This window comes from Microcoleus sp. Pol10D4, from assembly GCF_036701555.1.
GTDB lineage: Bacteria > Cyanobacteriota > Cyanobacteriia > Cyanobacteriales > Microcoleaceae > Microcoleus.
The window spans coordinates 26,235-43,575 of sequence record NZ_JAUBRA010000003.1 but is presented as its reverse complement, the minus strand read 5'-3'; the positions used below and the strand labels follow the sequence as shown (position 1 = coordinate 43,575).

The following is a 17,341-nucleotide window of genomic DNA, read 5'->3' as shown; positions in this document are numbered from 1 at the left end:
AAGTAAGTGGGATTTTTACGTTAACTTTGACTGAGTAAAATCTCTCTAATTCTTTGCCGAAACAAACGCACAGCCGCCCGCTGTCCGACTGTTCTGCTTTGTTCGATGAAACCCGGAATTTCGGCAACGGGTAATAAGGGAAAAGCTAAACTGATCTCGCACACTTCATATTTCCCTTGTACAAGTTGATAAACTTGCAGAGATTCCCGGCGATACCTCCAAATTTCGGGCACGCCAATTGCAGCATAAAGTGTAAACTTATTCACAGATGAATTCGTGTAATCCGACTCGATAGCTAAATCCGGCGGCGGGTCATTTGGGAGGTTGATATCTCTTTTACCTCTGACGCTGGCTTCATTTTGAATGTAGAAACAAGTATCAGGTTCGACAGCACGAGTTAAATCTTCCCGTTCCAGAGTCAGAGAACCAGCTTTCATCACTTCGATTTCTAGCTCGTCTGCTGTAGCTTCAATAAAGCTTTCTATCAGTCCTTTCGGAACTTCATGTTCTAGATGTGGCATCCTGATTTCTAATACTCCTCCATCGTAAGCAATTCTCCAAGCTCTATCGTCCCCAACATCTGCCAGCAATGCTTTAAAAGTTGACCAACTGACACCTTTTAAAATAACGCGGTTTTCTGGGGTAGTTTGCTGCTCTACGGGAGTTGATGTTGTTGTTACCATTTAACCATTCCTTGGTAGCTTCATCAATTTTTATTGTAGACGGTAATAAAATATTTTTTCTCGTTCCCAGGCTCTGCCTGGGAATGCCTGAATCCGAGGCTCAGCCTCGGGGGAATAGGGAGGCAGAGCCTCCTGATCTGCGTTCCTAGGCAGAGCCTAGAAACGAGGGGAAACGAGGGGAAATCCGTCAATTAACTGTACAAACTCGCCACATATTCGCCATAACCGTTATAGGGCAAAGTTGGTCGAGTTTCCCACGACCAACTGCTACCGGGACCGACTATGCGTTCGCTGGCCTGCGACCATCTGGGGTGAGGTTTGTCGGGTTCGACATTTGCTTCAAAGGCGTATTCGTTAGGACCGACTGTATTCCAAAAAGTGGCTGGCTGTTGTTCGACAAATTCAATTTTTACGATCGACTTTGCGCCCTTAAAACCGTATTTCCAAGGAATCACTTGGCGCAGTGGCGCACCATTTTGCTTAGGTAATTGTCGGCCGTACAAGCCTGTGGCAAAAAATGCTAAATCGTTGGCCATTTCTTCAATTCGTAGGCCTTCGGTGTACGGCCAAGGATAAAATTGCGACATCAAACCGGGGCCGGGAGTAATTTTGGGGTCGTAAAATGAGGTAAAGCGAACGAATTTAGCCTTCGATTGCGGTTCGACATCAGCCATCAGTAATTTCATGGGAAATCCGACCCAAGGAACTACCATCGCCCAGGCTTCTACACAGCGAAATCGATAAACTCGTTCTTCGATAGGAAATTTTTTGTTGAGGTCGTCAATATCATAAGTGCGGGGATTTTTTACTAAACCGCCTACTTCTACTTTCCAGTTTTCTGTTGGCAAAGCTTGAGCGGCTTGCCAAATAGATTTTGTGCCGCCGTATTCGTAAAAATTGTTGTATTTTGTAGCTAAGGCTTCGTCGGTAATCGCTCGATCGACTTTCGCAAAGTCGGGATTCCGGCTCAAGCCCGAATATGCTTGGGTTGAGCTTTGATCCAGAGCAGTTTTTGAGCTAGTATTGCTTTGGCAGCCTGTCAGCGGCAGCAGCGAAGCTGTCACGCCGGCACCAATTAAATTTGTCATGAAGCGGCGACGGTTGAGAAAGGCTGTTTCTGGGGTAATTTGGGGTTCGAGAATTTCCCAAGATTTGGGAACGCGAATTAAAGGCATAAGTAATAGCTAAAAGTTAGTAGTTAGTTGGACGAAAGTTGCCTAAGTTTTAATCTGTTAGTCGATTTGAGATGGGAATTTTGAACTTTTAGATTCACTCCATTGAACAAAGAATCGCGGATATTTGACAAGATCTCGCGATTGATTTGGTGCGAGCGCACTGAAAGTATTCGCAATGACAGTATAACGTAATTCGGTAACAGCGAATCCCGCCGATCGCTCGAATGAGCTCGGTACGATCAACCTATTAAACCTCGCTCGCAGGAAAGTCAGCAATAATTTACGCGCGATCGACGGCAGCAATTGTGGCGAAAATCTGGGAAACAATTATGATCAAGCAAAGATTCCAATTAATTATTTAGTTTGTCCACAGGAAGCGGCACGCACCGCCCCGCTTTCCTCCCCCACCAGCAACCATGTCGGACGGGGGTCTCCAGCGGAAAGATAAATGAGTTACTGCATCAATCCCCATTGCCAGAACCCCCAAAATCTAGATCGCGCGACAGTCTGCAAAAGTTGCGAGTCGAATTTGCTGCTAAAAGGTCGCTACCGAGTCTTTCACACCCTCGGTCAAAGTCTCACTTGCCGCACCTTCTTAGCAGTCGATGAAGACCAACCTTCGCAGCCCCGCTGCGTCATTCAACAGTTCTGCGGATCAGCAGCCGCAGACGGTCAAAACCAGCTAAACCGGACATTTCTCGGCTCAGCCTCAGTTCTCGATGAGTTGGGCAAACATCCCCAAATACCGAAACTGCGGGCATCTTTTGAACTCGAAGGTTGCCAGTATTTGGTGCAAGAATACATCGAAGGTCGCAATTTAGCCGATCGGCTTTCAGAAAAAGGCGTTGTTAAAGAAATTCAAATTTGGTATCTGCTGAGCGAATTGTTGCCAGTCCTGCAATTTGTTCACGAAAATCAACTGATTCACGGAGATATCAAACCGTCCAATATTATTCACCGGAAAACTCCCCAAGCATCCCCAGCTTTGGCAGGGAAAGAGGATTTACATTCCGTGTCTCAGGAAAGTGCCTCTGGGCTAGTTTTAGTCGATTTCGGCGCGGCAATTCCGGCAAACAGCGGGCCGCTCAAAACAGAAACGGTGACAGGTTCTGCGGAATACGCGGCCCCGGAACAAATTAAAGGCAAAGCGATTAAGAGCAGCGACATCTACAGTTTGGGCGTCACTTGCATTCACTTGTTAACGGGAATGTCGCCCTTTGATTTGTTTGACATCAAAGCCGAGAGTTGGGCTTGGAGGCATTATTTGAAAGTACCAGTTTCGGCGCGACTCGGCCGCATTCTGGATAAAATGGTGCAGCGAGAACCATCAAAACGCTATCGATCAACCGAGGCTATTCTCACAGACATGAAATACGGCCCGGCACCGGTAGACGTGATTCTCAGCAAACCCAAGTGGACTTTGGCCATGTGGGGAGCAAGTACGGTTGCCCTGCTGTCCGTAGTGCTGGGTTCTCGCTTGCCATCTCCAGCACCGCAGGCTTTCACTTCTTCTGAGCCTGTTTCTAGCATTCCCGAAATTCGGTTCAATCCGCCCCCGATGCAGGATTTCCGGGGTCAGGCATCGCAGTCACGGCCAGCAGTGCGGACTCTGGCGGATCAAGACAAAAACCCGGTTTGGGCGGTAGCAGTCGCTCCCAAGGGTCGCGTGATTGTCAGCGGGAACAACGACGGCACAATTCACCTGCTGCACAAGCGTCACGGCAAGCTGCTCAAGGTTTTAGCAGGACATTTGGGGCCTGTGTGGTCGGTGGCCGTCAGTCCCGACGGCAGGACGATCGCCAGCGGCGGCGTTGACGGTACGATTAAATTGTGGAATTTCTATTCTGGCCGGTTAATTCAGACTTTGGACGGACACCAAGACGGCGTGTTCTCGGTGGTTTTCAGTCCCGACAGCAAAACCGTAGCCAGTGTCGGTAAGGACAAAACTTTGAAGCTGTGGCAAGTCGAAGGCGGGACTGAGTTGGAAACTCTTAAGCGGGTTTTTGACGAGGTGCAGTCGGTGGCTTTCAGTCCCGATCAAGAAACCTTGGCGATCGGCAGCAGCGACGGTAAGATCAGCCTGTGGAACTGGCAGACTGGGGAATTGAAAGAAACTCTTTCGGGTCATTCCGAGGGAGTTTGGTCTCTGGCCATCAGCCCGGACGGTCAAACTCTCGCCAGCGGCAGTTGGGACAAGACGGTGAAGTTGTGGGATATCAGCCCCAATAATCAGTCCGGGCAGCCCAACGGTTATCTGCTGCGGACTTTGATCGGCCATTCCGACAAGGTTAAGTCCTTGGCTTTCAGTCCCGACGGAGACAAGCTAGCCAGCGCCGATTTGAGCGGGACTATCAAGCTGTGGCGGATGGGTTCGGGCGAAATGACGGGCACGCTGAAGGGTCATTCTACTTGGGTGGAATTGGCTTTTAATCCTCAAGACAAAACTCTGATCAGCGGCAGTTTTGACGACACGATTAAGGTGTGGCGGCTGTCTCCTTAATTTGTTCGATTGTCCGCGCTATAAAATTATTAGAATCCCCAACCAGAATCTTTAATTTTGGTTGGGGATTATGATAATCGGCGATTGAAATCGCTGCTGGTGTACAAACTTTTATCCACTCCAAGCTGACTAAAGTATATATTTAGGCAGTCCCGCCGTTAACGCGGATATTTTGTCCGGTAATCCACCGGGCTTGTTCGCTGCACAAAAAAGCCGTCACATCGGCAATGTCTTCAACTTTTCCGAGTCTTCCCAAAGCAGCCATTTGAGTAAATCTTTGTATTTGTTCGGCGGTTTTGCCGACTGTAAAAAGTTCTGTATCCGTTGGGCCCGGAGAAATCACATTAACTGTAATTTGGCGATCGCCCAATTCCTTCGCCAGCGATCGAGTTAGCTGTTCCACCGCGCCTTTTGTCGCCACGTAAGCCCCGTAAGTTGGCAGTAGCATCACCGTTGTCGAACTGGAAAAATTGACAATTCTTCCTCCGTCTGCCATCCGTTTAGCAGCTTCTTGACAAGCAAAAAACGTACCTTTGACGTTAATTGCAAAAAGATTATCAAACTCTGCTTCGGTAACTTCCGCTACAGGTTTGTAAAGAATTACTCCCGCATTATTGACTAAAATATCGACTTGTGAATAGGTTTCCAGAGTGCGATCGAACAAATCGCGAATTTCTGCGGTTTTGCTGACATCGGCTTGCACGGCTAATGCTTTGCCGCCTGCTGCTTCAATTGCTGACACGACATCTTTAGCCTGCTCTGCGCCTCTGGCGTAGTTGACGACAACTGATGCGCCTTCTTGGGATAATCGGAGGGCGATCGCGCGTCCAATTCCCCGCGATGCACCAGTCACTATTGCCACTTTTCCTGCTAGTGATGCCATGAGATTTCCTCTGCAATTAGCGTTGATGCTGGTTCAAAATAATCATACTATTTTTTTCCGCATTCCGGTAGAGAAACAAATTTAAACTCTCTAATAGCCATAATTTTCCTAGAAATCGCGGTTGCTAACTAACACTTGTGGTAAAGTAGTGTCGGCTGTTAAAGTAAAATCTATGAGCGTAAATTCCGAGTTAGCAGAGCAGTATTTGTCCGCAGGCGACAGCCTCCAGAAATCAGGAAAACTTGACGAGGCGATCGCTCAATATCAAAAATTACTAGCCATTCAAGCGGATAGTGCGATCGCGCTCAACAAGATCGCTGAAGTTTACTATGCTCAACAAAAATTTGCCGAGGCGATCGCCTCCTGTTACCAAGCACTTCGCCAGCAACCCAATTTCGCCGCCGCCTACAAAACTATAGGCAATATCCTGCAAGCCCAAGACAAAATAGACGCGGCGATTCGTGCATACTCAAAGGCGATCGAATTCGACCCTAATTTTGTCGAAGCATATGTTAATTTGGGCAGTATGTTTTACAAACAAGGTCAGCTCGATGACGCCATAACTTACTATCAAAAATCTATTGTTATTCAACCCGATCTAGCCGTCGCTTATTGGAATTTAGGCAAAAGTTTGGAAGAGCAAGGTCGAATCAATGAAGGTTTATTTTATCAAAAAAAAGCTCTTAATTTACAGCCGGAGTTAGAAGGTAGAAGCAATTTAGTAAAAAATCACACTTACTGAATAGGAATGCTATAGTCGGAATAATTCAATCATTAACGATGCAAGCTGGATCGAAATGGAAATTAACCAGAATCCGCTCGAATTCCTAACGGCTAAAGTACAAAAAGCTGTTGCCGATACCCAAAACTTAGCCAACGAAATCGCTGCTAAAGTTGAGGAAAGTGCAACTGTATTAACGGCGTGGGGACAATCAGCGCCAAGTTCAATTGTTAGTGCCGGGGCGATCGCCACTCAAGAAGCTTTTAAAATAGCACATAACATCCGTTTTGAGAACCTGCCAAGAAATCTGCAATCCAAATTTGCTAGGGCTGGGATGCGTGACGGAATGCGAGATGTGCAAGAAGCAGCAAAAGTATTTGAATCCATACCCGCCCAAATTCGTGCCCAAGGCCCAGAAGCAATTCGCAACTTCTGTCAAGATAAAGATTGGAGTCACATCCAAGCCCACGTCAATGGAGGCCCAAGTGAAGCTGCTAACGGGATTTTTGAATATTTTTGGGTAAATCGTGCTCGCGGTGGTAAAGACATGACTGCTGCAGAATTAGCAGTCGCTAAGCAAGTTTTAGCGGATGCAGCGTTTAAAGCAGCAGTTGCGGAAATCGTTGGGGCTGCAATGAAAGGGGCGATCGCCGCAGCAGTAATTGAGTTAATATTTTCTATCTTAGAAAACTCGCTATTGTGCGTGGAAGGCAAAATTACCCAGTCAGAGTTAGTCGAACAAGTTGCCACCGCCACCGCCAAAGCTGGGATTGCTGGTGGTGTTATTACTGGCATTCTGTTAACACTGTGCATGATATTTCCCCCCATTGCTGCGCTTTTAGGTGCAGCAGCGATGCCCTTGGCGGTTGCAGGTATTGGTTTTATGGGAATTCGTGCCTGGGAAATCTTTTGTCACGGCGATCGACTATTTGGTATTACTGAACAAACACAAAAATTTCTGGGAATGACTGAACAGTTGACAGTTAACAGTTGACAGTTATGATACCCGAATCAAACCGTTTATGAGGCGCGGATTTAAGAGTCTATTCATGATAGTTATTTAGGTCCGCGCTTTTTTTTTGCGGTTGCTTGTAGCAACATTTTTAGATGATTGGGAAACATAAAATAGTATGGATTCAGTAGAAAAAAAACAAGATCAGCAGCATCCGCAATACAAGCGCGATCGAGCCAGTGTCAATACTTTATTAGCAGGAGAAGCAACCGACTACAATTTATCGGAATTAGCAAGATTAATAATTCGCTACCGAGGCTTTCCCGGTGCTAGAGATATTCAATTAGACTTAAAAAAAGTCTTGCAAAAATGGAATCATACCGAAGAAACTCTTTACGAAAAAACCCGTAAAATTCACGCCACAGGTGAGGTTTACAGGAAACAAAAAAGCGATCAAGAAGATTGGGTTTAATCTCAAATCTCGCTTAAATACCTGCTCTATCTCTTACATGAAAAAGGCTATATTATGAAAGCTTAGAAGTGAACTAGCGATCGAAATTAATGAGTAATTTTAGGCCTCGGAGCCGGTGCACCTCGCAGCATTCCTTCTGTACTGAGGTCTTCATCAATTTCTTCCCAGTGAATGCCATAGCCTCCTCCACATACTTCCCATTTTTCCCTTTGATCAGGCGTTGCATGAAACAATCTTGGATACCAAATTAAAGGCACGGTAATGATTCGTCCATCCATCAAATCAACACTAATGGTTTCTTCTGTAAAATGAATGTGCTTAACTCTCTCGTCCGCTCGAATCGCCAAAATACCCATACCAAGCCTCCAATAGCGTTTGTTTATTTTCTTGTACTACCGACTCTATTTTACGAAGTTCTTTAGCACTAAAACCAAGGTTGTTTCCTAAACTGACTGGCTCCAACCAAAATTTAACCGATGATTTGTCTCTGTCAATATGAACATGAGGTGGTTCATTTGGTTCATGGCTGTAAAAGTAAAGTCGGTAAGGGCCTATTCGTAAAATAGTTGGCATAATTGCAGGTTATACAATATTTCAATGCGAATATCTGTATTTGGTTTTCTTTTATTCTTCTTCCATAATACGGGCGGTGTAAAATCAACTGGTTCCTAGGAAGAGCCTGGGAACCAGCAACAGTCAACAGTCAACAGTCAACAGTCAACAGTTAACTATTTTCAAACCATCTCTGGCGAAACTTGCATTGCCGGCTGCGGCTGGAATTGGAACAGCGAATAAACCACATTGCGGCGGATATCAGTCATCATGTCCAAGAACAGCTCGTAACCTTCAGTTTTGTACTCGATTAACGGGTCTTTCTGGCCGTAACCGCGCAGCCCTACAGACTCGCGCAAAGCATCCATTTGTTGCAAGTGTTCCCGCCACAAAGTATCAATTTGCTGCAAAATAAAGAACCGTTCCGCATCTCGCATCAATTCAGCTCGGATTGCATTAACTTCCGCTTCTTTTATGTCGTAAGCATTGCGGACTTGTTCGTGCAGGAATGTTTTAATTTCCTCAACGGACAAATCTTCTAGCTGATCCGGTGTCATGTCAGCGAGCAGATAAACAAATTCCTTCACCTTGCTCACAAGTTTGTCGAGTTCCCATTCTTCCGAAGGTAAATCGGGATTGATGTATGCTCCCACGATGTCGTCCATCGTCTGTTCGGCATATCTAATTACCTGTTCTTTGGAATCCAAACCTTCCAATACTCGGCGACGTTCCGCATAGATTGCTCGACGCTGATTGTTCATCACTTCGTCGTATTCAAATACCTGCTTGCGGATATCGTAATAGTAGGTTTCGACTTTTTTCTGAGCGCCTTCGAGGGAACCAGTCAGCATTTTAGATTCGATCGGCATATCTTCGTCAACACCGAAAGCCTTCATCAAACCGGCAACCCGTTCGCCGCCGAAAATCCTGAGCAAATTGTCTTCCAAACTCAAGAAAAACCGCGTAGAACCCGGGTCTCCTTGGCGTCCCGCCCGGCCGCGCAACTGATTGTCGATTCGGCGCGATTCGTGGCGTTCCGTACCGATGACGTGCAAGCCTCCCAACTGCACGACTTCATCATGTTCGGTGCTGGTAAAAGCATCGTATTCGCTGCGAGTTAAATTGTAAGCTTCCCGCAAATTTTGAATTACCGGGTCTTTTGTCGGCGCTTTTTCCGAAGCTATAGCCACGATATCATCGGCTTGCAATTCCGAGAGCGATCGCGCGCCGTACTCCTTCACCGCCAATTCCACGGCCGCCACGAGCATTTGTTTGGCATTGTTCGATAGTTCCGTCGGGAAAATCTGCGCCGAAGCTTTCCAAGACTTTACCTTTTTCTTAGTCGGATCAAAACCTTGAGGTGCGGAGCGACCACTAATACCCGGTACTTGCACCACCGAAAACCCCTCGTCATCTTCGGGTTGCACGATCCGGGGCATAAAATACTCCCGCAACTTCAGGCGCGCCATGTACTCAGAATTACCGCCCAAAATAATATCAGTACCGCGTCCCGCCATGTTTGTGGCGATCGTCACAGCGCCTTTGCGTCCGGCTTGAGCGATAATTTCCGATTCCCGCTCCACATTTTCCGGTTTAGCATTGAGCAAATTGTGAGGAATTTTCCTCTCCAGCAGCAGCCGCGACAGCAACTCCGACTTTTCCACGCTCGTAGTGCCCACCAGCACCGGCCGACCGATCTCGTGCATTTCCGCGCAGTCTTGGGCGATCGCATTCCACTTCCCAGCCTCCGCCTTGTAAACCATATCCGAAAGGTCTGTCCGGCTGGTAATGCGGTTAGTGGGAATCAGCGTCACTTCCAGATTGTAAATCTTCTCAAACTCTGTCTCTTCAGTCTTTGCCGTCCCAGTCATCCCCGACAGCTTCGGATAAAGCAAAAAGAAATTCTGATAAGTAATCGTCGCCAGCGTCTGAGTTTCCGGCTGAATTTCCGCCCGTTCCTTCGCTTCGATCGCCTGGTGCAAACCGTCACTCCAGCGGCGTCCCGGCATCACCCGGCCGGTAAACTCATCCACAATCACGACTTCGCGATCGGGATTGACGATGTAGTTAATATCCTTAATAAACAATTCCTTCGCCTTAATCGCATTAAAAATGTAATGCGCCCAAGGATCAGCCGGGTCGTACAAATCCGTAACACCCAACAACCGCTCCGCTTCACCAAACCCTTCATCGGTCAATAGCACATTCCGAGCCTTTTCGTCAACCTCGTAATGTTCTTCATTTTCCTTTCTCAGAGCAGCAGCTACCTCAGCCGCCCGTATATACTTCTCACTGGGGCGTTCCACCTGGCCGGAAATAATTAAAGGCGTCCGTGCTTCATCAATCAGCACCGAGTCAACCTCGTCAATCACACAGAAATTAAAAGGACGCTGCACTACATCTTCCATGACAGTAGCCATGTTGTCGCGCAAATAATCAAAGCCGACTTCGCTGTTAGTGGCGTAGGTAATATCGCAGCTATAATTTTTCTTTCGTTCCACCTGATCCATGCCCTGCTGAATCAGTCCCACAGTCAATCCCAGGAAGCGGTGTACCTGTCCCATCCATTCCGCGTCCCGTCTTGCGAGATAATCGTTGACAGTGATGATGTGTACGCCTTTACCGTTGAGGGCGTTGAGGTAAGCCGGCAGCGTCGCCACGAGAGTTTTGCCCTCACCGGTTTTCATTTCGGCAATTTGGCCTTTGTGCAGGATAATGCCCCCGAGGAGTTGGACATCAAAGTGGCGCAGCCCCAAAACCCGCTGTCCCGCTTCCCGCACCACTGCAAAAGCTTCCGGCAAGATTTCGTCTAGGATCTCTTTTTCTTCGTTGAGAGATTTAGCTTTTGCCAGACGTTGTTGAAACTCGGCCGTTTTTCCTCTGAGGCCGTCGTCTGAGAGTGCGCGGAAGTCTTCTTCCAAAATATTGATATCAGCTACCCAAGGCTGAAATTTTCTCAGTTTGCGCGCGTTGGGATCGCCTAGCAGATTTTTAAACATGGCAGGAGAGGCAGATTTTTAATAATTTAGCTATTAGCTTTCAGGGTTACGGGCTGTAGTGTTAGCCACAACATATACCTTTTCCGATTGTAGCAACCATTGGCTCTCCTGGGCCGTCGCTGCGGGCGAGCGACCGATTTTGGATTTTAGATTTTAGATTTTAGATTGAAGTTGGTGAATGTGAGCGAGGGCGCAGCTCAGGTATCGGTGCTTATTGACAATTGCAGAGCATAACAGGCAAGATGCCTGTTCCACAATAGATTAATGTTTTTGTTGGATTAATTTCAGCAACAGGCAAGATGCCTGTTCCACAAGAGGTTAATGTTTTTGTCGGGAGTAGGGGGTTGGACCCCAGATCCCGCCCGATCGCCCTTATTGAAAAAGCTGTCACATCTCAGATCAAATTAACCCTCGTTTTAAACAGGCCGCGGCACTTCATAAGTCAAAAAGTCATAGGCCATTTTCGTATTCGGAAAAATAGCCTGCGCTTCCTTGAGCAAATCATCCAGGACGATCGCATTCCCCGGAGCGTAACGCGGGCTAAAATGCGTCATAATTAGCTGTTTCGCCCCAGCGATCAAAGCAACTTGAGCCGCCATTGTGGAAGTTGAATGCAGGCGATCAAATGCCATTTGAGCATCTTGATGAGCAAAAGTAGCTTCATGCACCAACAAATCAGCATCCTTCGCTAATTCCACGGCCCCGTCACAAAAAACCGTGTCAGTACAATAAACAAACTTCCGCCCGACTTGATCCGGGCCGCAAAAATCAGTACCTTTAAACTGTCGCCCGTCCTCTAACTTTACCGTCTTTCCTTGTTTTAATTGACCGTAAACAGGCCCGGAAGGAATACCCACAGCCTTCGCTTTTTCTACATCAAAATGTCCCGGACGGTCTTTCTCAGTTACTCGATAACCAAAAGCAGTAACTCGGTGCTTCAAAGGACCGCAGCTAACAATATATTCGTCATCTTCATAGATGACTCCCTCGTGAATTTTGTGTACCTTAACCGGGTAAGAAAAATGAGTTTGAGAATACCGAACACCAGCTTGCAAATATTCTTCAAGTCCCGGAGGCCCGTAAAGATCGATGCGCTTGACATTCCCCGCCAAACCGCAGCTAGCCAGCAAACCCATTAAGCCGAAAATATGGTCGCCGTGCAGGTGAGTGATGAAAATGCGGCTTAGTTGGCTGACTTTTAGGTCGCTGCGGAGAAACTGGTGCTGAGTTCCTTCGCCACAGTCAAACAGCCAGAGTTCCGCTCGCTGGGGCAAGCGCAGGGCGATGCTGGAAACGTTGCGCGATCGCGTGGGTACGCCGGAGCTAGTTCCGAGAAATGTAATCTGCAAGAGTCAAATCACCTCAATTAAGTCTTAAAAAATATGTTACATATATCCAGAGTGCGACAAATCCGACATATAGGAAATAGTCGCAGGCAGGAACCGAGATAAATCGCTGTTCCTGCGAACATCTCTTCGCTAAAATCATTTTTGACAAGCGTACAGAGCGATCCACCCAATTCTAACGTTTTGTTTCTTCCGTTCCCCTTCCTTTTTCCCTTGCCTTCCCTTAAAAATTCTTAAACTCATACAGCACAGGAGGAAAATTTTCAAATGCAGTCAGGAGTATTTTTTGGTTCCGTTTTTTCGACATTAAAAAAACGCTACTTTTGGATTTCGCTGTTGTTTTGGCTGGCAATGGTAGCCCCAGCACAGGCCGCGCTGATCTTGCGAGTGGCGGTACAAGACGGGGCAAGTCAGATAAAAGTCGGCAGTTCTACTAAGGCCGCAATCCGCGACGGTAGCGGGCGCAATTTGGGCGAACTGTCGGCAAATAGTTCTCAGTCGGCTCAATTTCGATCGGGAACAGTAGCAATTGGTCGCTGGGCCGCCAACCAAGTTTGGATCGAGCCGACGGGGAACGGTTATGTTTGGATTGGCGATCATTGGTATCGGGGACGCACGCTTCTCGTTCCCCAAAAAGGAGGCTTGACTGCCATCAACTACGTCGATATCGAAAAATATCTCTACAGCGTTCTCGGCGCCGAAATGAGTGGCAATTGGCCTCAAGAGGCTTTGAAAGCCCAAGCAGTCGCCGCCCGTTCCTACGCTATCCACCAGCGCCTCAAAAGCGAAACCGACCTTTACGACGTGGACAACACTCAGTCTTCGCAGGTTTACAAAGGACTGCAAACAGAATCTTCTGGCACTTATTCCGCAGTCGATGCAACCGCTGGTCAAGTTCTGGCCTACAACGGTCAAATTATTTTAGCCGCTTTCCACTCTGCGTCTGGGGGACATACTGAAAATGTCGAAGATGTTTGGACAGAACCCCTGCCTTACCTGCGTGCTGTTCCTGACTTCGACCAAGGGGCGCCGGTTTACCAATGGAAAGAAAATTTTTCTCGCGCTCAAATCAGCAGTAAGATTTCTGGCGTGGGCAATGTGATCTCGATGAAGCCAGAACGCACTACCGCTTACGGCAGCGTTTTGAGGATGAAAGTAGTTGGAGATGGCGGTTCTAGAGTCATGACTGGCGCAGATTTACGCCGGGTTTTAAATTTGAGGAGTACGCGGTTTACCGTGATTCCTCAGTATGGGGGCGGTGGGAACCCAAGGAACAGTGGCCAAGCTCCTACCGGTTTTCAAGTTGCGGGCAAAGGTTTCGGCCATGCTGTTGGAATGAGTCAGTGGGGGGCCTACAATTTGGCCAGACAGGGATACGGCTACCAGCAGATTTTGTTGCACTATTACCGAGGTACTACTTTGGCTAGAATTGCAGTCCAGTAACTGCTGGGAATGGGCAAGAAAGTTCGGCAACGGATGTAACGGATGTCAAGGGGAAGGAAGAAGGAAGAAGGAAGAAGGAAGAAGGAAGAAGGAAGAAGGAAGGAGGAAGAAGGAAGAAGGAAGAAGGGAAAAACAGCTATTCCTGTATCCGTGACTTCCGTGTCTTGAATACAGGGAATTGGGAATTGGGAACTTGTACGGCCCTTCTACTACGCTCAGGAACCGCGTAGTGGCAGGCCAGGAATCGCGTGGCCGAAGTATTGGGAATTGGGAATTGGGAATTGGGAATTGGGAATGACTAATGACTAATGACTAATGACTAATGACTAATGACTAATGACTAATGACTAATGACTAATGACTAATGACTAACTACATTAAGGATTGCTATGCAAAAGTGGGAGTATTTATTTGTGGATGCGAATATGTATCCTTTTGGAAACAAGCTGATTAGTTTATATGTAAACGGTGAAGAACAGCGAGATTGGAAACAAGGCTCGCTGCATCAATTTGTCAACCATTTGGGGGAGGAAGGATGGGAACTTGTGGCTCTGGATCACGACTCGAAATATGACCAAAATTGTTTGATTTTTAAACGCCCTAAGCTTATTTAATAAAACTCGGAGTATAAAAACTTCTGACATCAATAAAGATTGATATTTTCCACAATTATTAGCAATAAGGTAAAAGCCCGTTCCCCAACAAAGATATTTTATTGTGGAACTGGCATCCTGTCTATTCTTGAAAAGGGTGCAAGATTTTAGTGCAACCTAACTTAACAACAAAAAACTGTTTTTTTTCATTAGTATTACAAGTTGTCCGAGCGACCAATCCGGCGCTGCCATTCCGCATCTATTTTGCCTGACTGTTCTAGTTCTTGTTGGGTTAATTCTGTTTCTGTTGTATAAGCTAAGTCTTCTCCAGTCAGAACGTTTTCTGCTGCAAATTCCCGGGCGTAGGTCAGTTTTTTGAGCAAGTTGGCATCGGGTTCGTTTAATAACATTGCTCGCTGCTGACGCTCTTGATTGCGGGATTCTATCCGGCTATTTTTCCACTGAATCCAGAAGTAGCGAATTAAAGGAATGGCGAGAAATCCGACGCCGTAAATCAGGATTATGGGATAAACAGCGCTGACGAAACCGATAAATCCACCGGCAATTAAATTATTAGTTAATAGATTACCCAAAACTAATGCACCGACAAGATTAACAGCTCCTAACCCTGCTGCCAGCATGATTTTGCCGGAACTGGCGTTGCTGAAACGCCACAGCATTTCTCGCAAATAAGCTGCTACTGGTTGAGGATTTTTCTGGACGGCTGTGGTTTGCAATTGCGGAAAATGGTAAATTATTTGCCCTTCGGGGCTGACTTCGGGACGGCCGTCAAAACGGGCGAGAGCCGGTAACATATATTCTTCGTATTCTCGGGCGTATCCTTGTCCGAGATTATCTAGATATGGAGCAATTTGTTCGGCGGCGACGGCGCCTCGGTTGTTGCGAATTGCGGCGGCAATATCGCTCCACTTGCGCTCTTCTAGATTGTGATTGGGATTGCCGTCTCCAAAGAGAAAGGAGAAAACTGCTTCCAGAAAACTAATCTCGGGCTTTTGGCCAGTTAAGCGCGATCGCTGCTGGTGGTATCGTTGGTCGTGGTTCCAGTAAAATATCCCGCTTAAGTCGTTCCAGAAGTAGGGAAAAAACGAAAAGCCGCCGCCGCTGCCGCCCCCGCTACCACCGTCTCCTCCTCCCCCGTTATTGCTGTCGCTGCTGGAGAGTAAACTGGAGATTAAAATAGTGATAGCAACAAAAATTAAGAGGATGGAAGCTACCAGCACTATGCCAAAAGATATCCGAATCAGGTAAAATAAAACTCGCCAGATTTTTTGCCACCATTCCTGCAACTGCAATCGCAAGAATTTGTTTCGCAAAATATCTCGAAAGTTCTTGGGAAATAGGTAGGCAATGTCGCCGGATTCTGCTACTTGGAGGTTGCCGCCTGTTTCGGAGGCGAGGGTTAACAGTTCTCGCTGGGCAAAATTGACATCTAATCCAGCTTTTGCCGCCACGTCTCCAACCGTAACGCGGTAGCCAAGTTGTTCGACGGCTTGCATAATGGTGGGATTCGGAGCCATAGGTTTCTCTCTGTGAAAATTACCCGGTTATTTTTATTATATATTGCGGGAATTCGAGCTGGTTTTGGCGATCGACTTTCTGATTTTTTTTGAGGCTGCCCTTGACAATCAAGCATCCAGGATACAAGCCCCCGGATTCATTCCTTCGGAGACTCAGGACCCAGAAATAAAAAACCTGTATCCGAGAAACTTGCCCCCCGAATTTATCCGTGGGGTCAATGCTAAAATCTAAAATCTAAAATCTAAAATCGATTGACTTTTGGGCAAAATATTGCTAGTGTTTTGCCGAATAACTTTTAAGTATGGGCTAAACTCGGATAGCTTAATAAAACTTTGTGATTGAATTTCTCTTCGGCAGGTTATTTGTTTGTTGGCTCTGAGGGTCAAGGAGGGGGGATTATGGGTACAGTTAGTAGGGTACGGTGTGCAATCATCGCCCGTTGGCGTTACCAAAGCAATCCGAAGGTAAGCCATCAAAGAGGAGAGGATTGCCCCTGCACCCTCCAGCAGAAGTTTTCCCTTCGGCGCGGGTTTGTGTAAGTTTTGTGTAGAGTGCCAGAGATATGTTAAAGAAATCTAGTTTTTTTGCCAGTCTTGCAAGACTTATATAAAATAGATAGAGCTTGCGCGGGTGTTAAACCCAAGGGCGTGTTTTAAGGTTCGCAGGTGCGATCGACTAAACCTTTTAGCGCTCTCAACACAACGGCCCACTACAATAGTGGCGCAATTATTAATAGGAAAACTTTACAGGCTAATTTTTCTGATTAGCCACTAGCCAAAGAATCGCATATGCCAAGAACTCAACGCAACGATAACTTTATTGACAAAAGTTTCACGGTAATGGCTGATATCATCCTAAAGATTATGCCGGCAAAAAAGCAGGCTAAGGAAGCTTTTGCTTATTACCGGGATGGTATGTCAGCTCAAGCAGATGGCGAATATGCTGAAGCGTTGGACAATTATCATGAAGCGCTGAAGCTGGAGGAAGATCCTTACGATCGCAGTTATGTCTTGTACAATATGGGACTGATCCATACTAGCAACGGCGAACACGATAAAGCTTTGGAATATTACAGCGAGGCTTTGGATCTCAATCCGAGAATGCCACAAGCACTGAATAATATTGCTGTAATTTACCACTATCAAGGAGAAAAGGAAAAGGAAGCTGGCAATATTGAAGGGGCGGAAGGGCTGTTTGATAAAGCTGCAGATTATTGGAAAGAGGCTATTCGCTTGGCCCCAAACAATTACATTGAGGTACAAAATTGGCTGAAGACGACAGGCCGATCGCAAATTGATGTGTATTTTTAACTAGGATGGGCATGGGGCATGGGGCATGGGGCATGGGGCATAGTTAGTAGTTAATATTTGGTAGTTAGTCGTTTCTTTAATAACAAATAACCAATTCCCTATGCCCAATTCCCAATTCCCCATTCCCTATGCCCAATTCCCAATTCCCCATTCCCAATTCCCAATTCCCAATT

At 46.7% G+C, this 17,341-nt stretch carries 16 protein-coding genes; 8 read left to right on the top strand and 8 right to left on the bottom strand.

Going from position 1 to position 17,341, the window contains the following annotated elements:
- Positions 1 to 20: 20 nt before the first annotated feature.
- Entirely contained in the window at positions 21 to 683 is a 663-nt protein-coding gene (locus QUA36_RS02620) for a Uma2 family endonuclease (RefSeq protein ID WP_333455384.1), read from the bottom strand.
- 191 nt (positions 684 to 874) lie between these two features.
- Complete coding sequence (gene msrP / locus QUA36_RS02615) at positions 875 to 1,858, bottom strand: protein-methionine-sulfoxide reductase catalytic subunit MsrP (RefSeq protein ID WP_333164562.1); 984 nt, start codon at positions 1,856 to 1,858, stop codon at positions 875 to 877.
- 448 nt (positions 1,859 to 2,306) lie between these two features.
- Here msrP and QUA36_RS02610 point away from each other — a divergent pair, with 448 nt between their 5' ends.
- Positions 2,307 to 4,358 carry a serine/threonine-protein kinase gene (locus tag QUA36_RS02610; protein ID WP_333455382.1) on the top strand — a complete coding sequence of 684 codons (2,052 nt, stop codon included), beginning with the start codon at positions 2,307 to 2,309 and terminating at the stop codon, positions 4,356 to 4,358.
- 142 nt (positions 4,359 to 4,500) lie between these two features.
- Here QUA36_RS02610 and QUA36_RS02605 read toward each other — a convergent pair whose 3' ends face one another.
- Positions 4,501 to 5,241 carry an SDR family oxidoreductase gene (locus tag QUA36_RS02605; protein ID WP_333452919.1) on the bottom strand — a complete coding sequence of 247 codons (741 nt, stop codon included), beginning with the start codon at positions 5,239 to 5,241 and terminating at the stop codon, positions 4,501 to 4,503.
- A gap of 172 nt (positions 5,242 to 5,413) precedes the next feature.
- Here QUA36_RS02605 and QUA36_RS02600 point away from each other — a divergent pair, with 172 nt between their 5' ends.
- From QUA36_RS02600 to QUA36_RS02590, 3 genes are all read left to right on the top strand, one after another.
- Positions 5,414 to 5,983, top strand: coding sequence for a tetratricopeptide repeat protein (locus QUA36_RS02600; protein WP_333452921.1), 570 nt, complete (start codon positions 5,414 to 5,416; stop codon positions 5,981 to 5,983).
- 55 nt (positions 5,984 to 6,038) lie between these two features.
- Complete coding sequence (locus tag QUA36_RS02595; protein WP_333455379.1) at positions 6,039 to 6,956, top strand: hypothetical protein; 918 nt, start codon at positions 6,039 to 6,041, stop codon at positions 6,954 to 6,956.
- Between the two features lie 136 nt (positions 6,957 to 7,092).
- On the top strand, positions 7,093 to 7,386 hold the full coding sequence (locus tag QUA36_RS02590; RefSeq protein ID WP_333455377.1) for a DUF3288 family protein: 294 nt from the start codon (positions 7,093 to 7,095) through the stop codon (positions 7,384 to 7,386).
- 86 nt (positions 7,387 to 7,472) lie between these two features.
- Here the strand turns inward: QUA36_RS02590 and QUA36_RS02585 are convergent, their stop codons facing one another.
- The 4 genes from QUA36_RS02585 to QUA36_RS02570 all read right to left on the bottom strand — a co-directional run bounded on the left by QUA36_RS02585 (position 7,473) and on the right by QUA36_RS02570 (position 12,286).
- Positions 7,473 to 7,742: a DUF2442 domain-containing protein gene (locus QUA36_RS02585; protein WP_333108088.1), complete on the bottom strand. Its 270-nt coding sequence runs from the start codon at positions 7,740 to 7,742 to the stop codon at positions 7,473 to 7,475.
- Complete coding sequence (locus QUA36_RS02580; RefSeq protein WP_333164549.1) at positions 7,705 to 7,959, bottom strand: DUF4160 domain-containing protein; 255 nt, start codon at positions 7,957 to 7,959, stop codon at positions 7,705 to 7,707. Before QUA36_RS02580 ends, QUA36_RS02585 begins: the two co-directional genes overlap by 38 nt.
- A 161-nt stretch (positions 7,960 to 8,120) precedes the next feature.
- The gene (gene secA / locus QUA36_RS02575; RefSeq protein WP_333164547.1) at positions 8,121 to 10,937 is read right to left on the bottom strand and encodes a preprotein translocase subunit SecA; all 2,817 of its coding nucleotides are present in this window, start codon (positions 10,935 to 10,937) and stop codon (positions 8,121 to 8,123) included.
- A gap of 416 nt (positions 10,938 to 11,353) precedes the next feature.
- Entirely contained in the window at positions 11,354 to 12,286 is a 933-nt protein-coding gene (locus tag QUA36_RS02570; RefSeq protein ID WP_333452927.1) for a ribonuclease Z, read from the bottom strand.
- Between the two features lie 264 nt (positions 12,287 to 12,550).
- On the opposite strand from QUA36_RS02570, the gene QUA36_RS02565 reads away from it, so the two are divergent.
- From QUA36_RS02565 to QUA36_RS02555, 3 genes are all read left to right on the top strand, one after another.
- On the top strand, positions 12,551 to 13,726 hold the full coding sequence (locus tag QUA36_RS02565) for a SpoIID/LytB domain-containing protein (protein ID WP_333164542.1): 1,176 nt from the start codon (positions 12,551 to 12,553) through the stop codon (positions 13,724 to 13,726).
- Positions 13,713 to 13,880, top strand: a complete 168-nt coding sequence (locus QUA36_RS02560; protein ID WP_333455375.1) for a hypothetical protein — start codon at positions 13,713 to 13,715, stop codon at positions 13,878 to 13,880. Before QUA36_RS02565 ends, QUA36_RS02560 begins: the two co-directional genes overlap by 14 nt.
- Before the next feature lie 235 nt (positions 13,881 to 14,115).
- The gene (locus QUA36_RS02555; protein WP_333145441.1) at positions 14,116 to 14,340 is read left to right on the top strand and encodes a hypothetical protein; all 225 of its coding nucleotides are present in this window, start codon (positions 14,116 to 14,118) and stop codon (positions 14,338 to 14,340) included.
- A gap of 194 nt (positions 14,341 to 14,534) precedes the next feature.
- On the opposite strand, the gene QUA36_RS02550 is transcribed toward QUA36_RS02555, so the two are convergent.
- Positions 14,535 to 15,857: a hypothetical protein gene (locus tag QUA36_RS02550; protein WP_333455373.1), complete on the bottom strand. Its 1,323-nt coding sequence runs from the start codon at positions 15,855 to 15,857 to the stop codon at positions 14,535 to 14,537.
- Between the two features lie 789 nt (positions 15,858 to 16,646).
- On the opposite strand from QUA36_RS02550, the gene QUA36_RS02545 reads away from it, so the two are divergent.
- Entirely contained in the window at positions 16,647 to 17,168 is a 522-nt protein-coding gene (locus tag QUA36_RS02545) for a photosystem I assembly protein Ycf3 (protein ID WP_333039118.1), read from the top strand.
- The last annotated feature ends 173 nt before the right edge of the window (positions 17,169 to 17,341 follow it).

Bases quoted from the DNA above. Each gene is read 5' to 3' on its own strand.
- QUA36_RS02620 (WP_333455384.1), bottom strand. From the start codon at position 683: ATGGTAACAACAACATCAACTCCCGTAGAGCAGCAAACTACCCCAGAA.
- msrP (WP_333164562.1), bottom strand. From the start codon at position 1,858: ATGCCTTTAATTCGCGTTCCCAAATCTTGGGAAATTCTCGAACCCCAA.
- QUA36_RS02610 (WP_333455382.1), top strand. From the start codon at position 2,307: ATGAGTTACTGCATCAATCCCCATTGCCAGAACCCCCAAAATCTAGAT.
- QUA36_RS02605 (WP_333452919.1), bottom strand. From the start codon at position 5,241: ATGGCATCACTAGCAGGAAAAGTGGCAATAGTGACTGGTGCATCGCGG.
- QUA36_RS02600 (WP_333452921.1), top strand. From the start codon at position 5,414: ATGAGCGTAAATTCCGAGTTAGCAGAGCAGTATTTGTCCGCAGGCGAC.
- QUA36_RS02595 (WP_333455379.1), top strand. From the start codon at position 6,039: ATGGAAATTAACCAGAATCCGCTCGAATTCCTAACGGCTAAAGTACAA.
- QUA36_RS02590 (WP_333455377.1), top strand. From the start codon at position 7,093: ATGGATTCAGTAGAAAAAAAACAAGATCAGCAGCATCCGCAATACAAG.
- QUA36_RS02585 (WP_333108088.1), bottom strand. From the start codon at position 7,742: ATGGGTATTTTGGCGATTCGAGCGGACGAGAGAGTTAAGCACATTCAT.
- QUA36_RS02580 (WP_333164549.1), bottom strand. From the start codon at position 7,959: ATGCCAACTATTTTACGAATAGGCCCTTACCGACTTTACTTTTACAGC.
- secA (WP_333164547.1), bottom strand. From the start codon at position 10,937: ATGTTTAAAAATCTGCTAGGCGATCCCAACGCGCGCAAACTGAGAAAA.
- QUA36_RS02565 (WP_333164542.1), top strand. From the start codon at position 12,551: ATGCAGTCAGGAGTATTTTTTGGTTCCGTTTTTTCGACATTAAAAAAA.
- QUA36_RS02555 (WP_333145441.1), top strand. From the start codon at position 14,116: ATGCAAAAGTGGGAGTATTTATTTGTGGATGCGAATATGTATCCTTTT.
- QUA36_RS02550 (WP_333455373.1), bottom strand. From the start codon at position 15,857: ATGGCTCCGAATCCCACCATTATGCAAGCCGTCGAACAACTTGGCTAC.
- QUA36_RS02545 (WP_333039118.1), top strand. From the start codon at position 16,647: ATGCCAAGAACTCAACGCAACGATAACTTTATTGACAAAAGTTTCACG.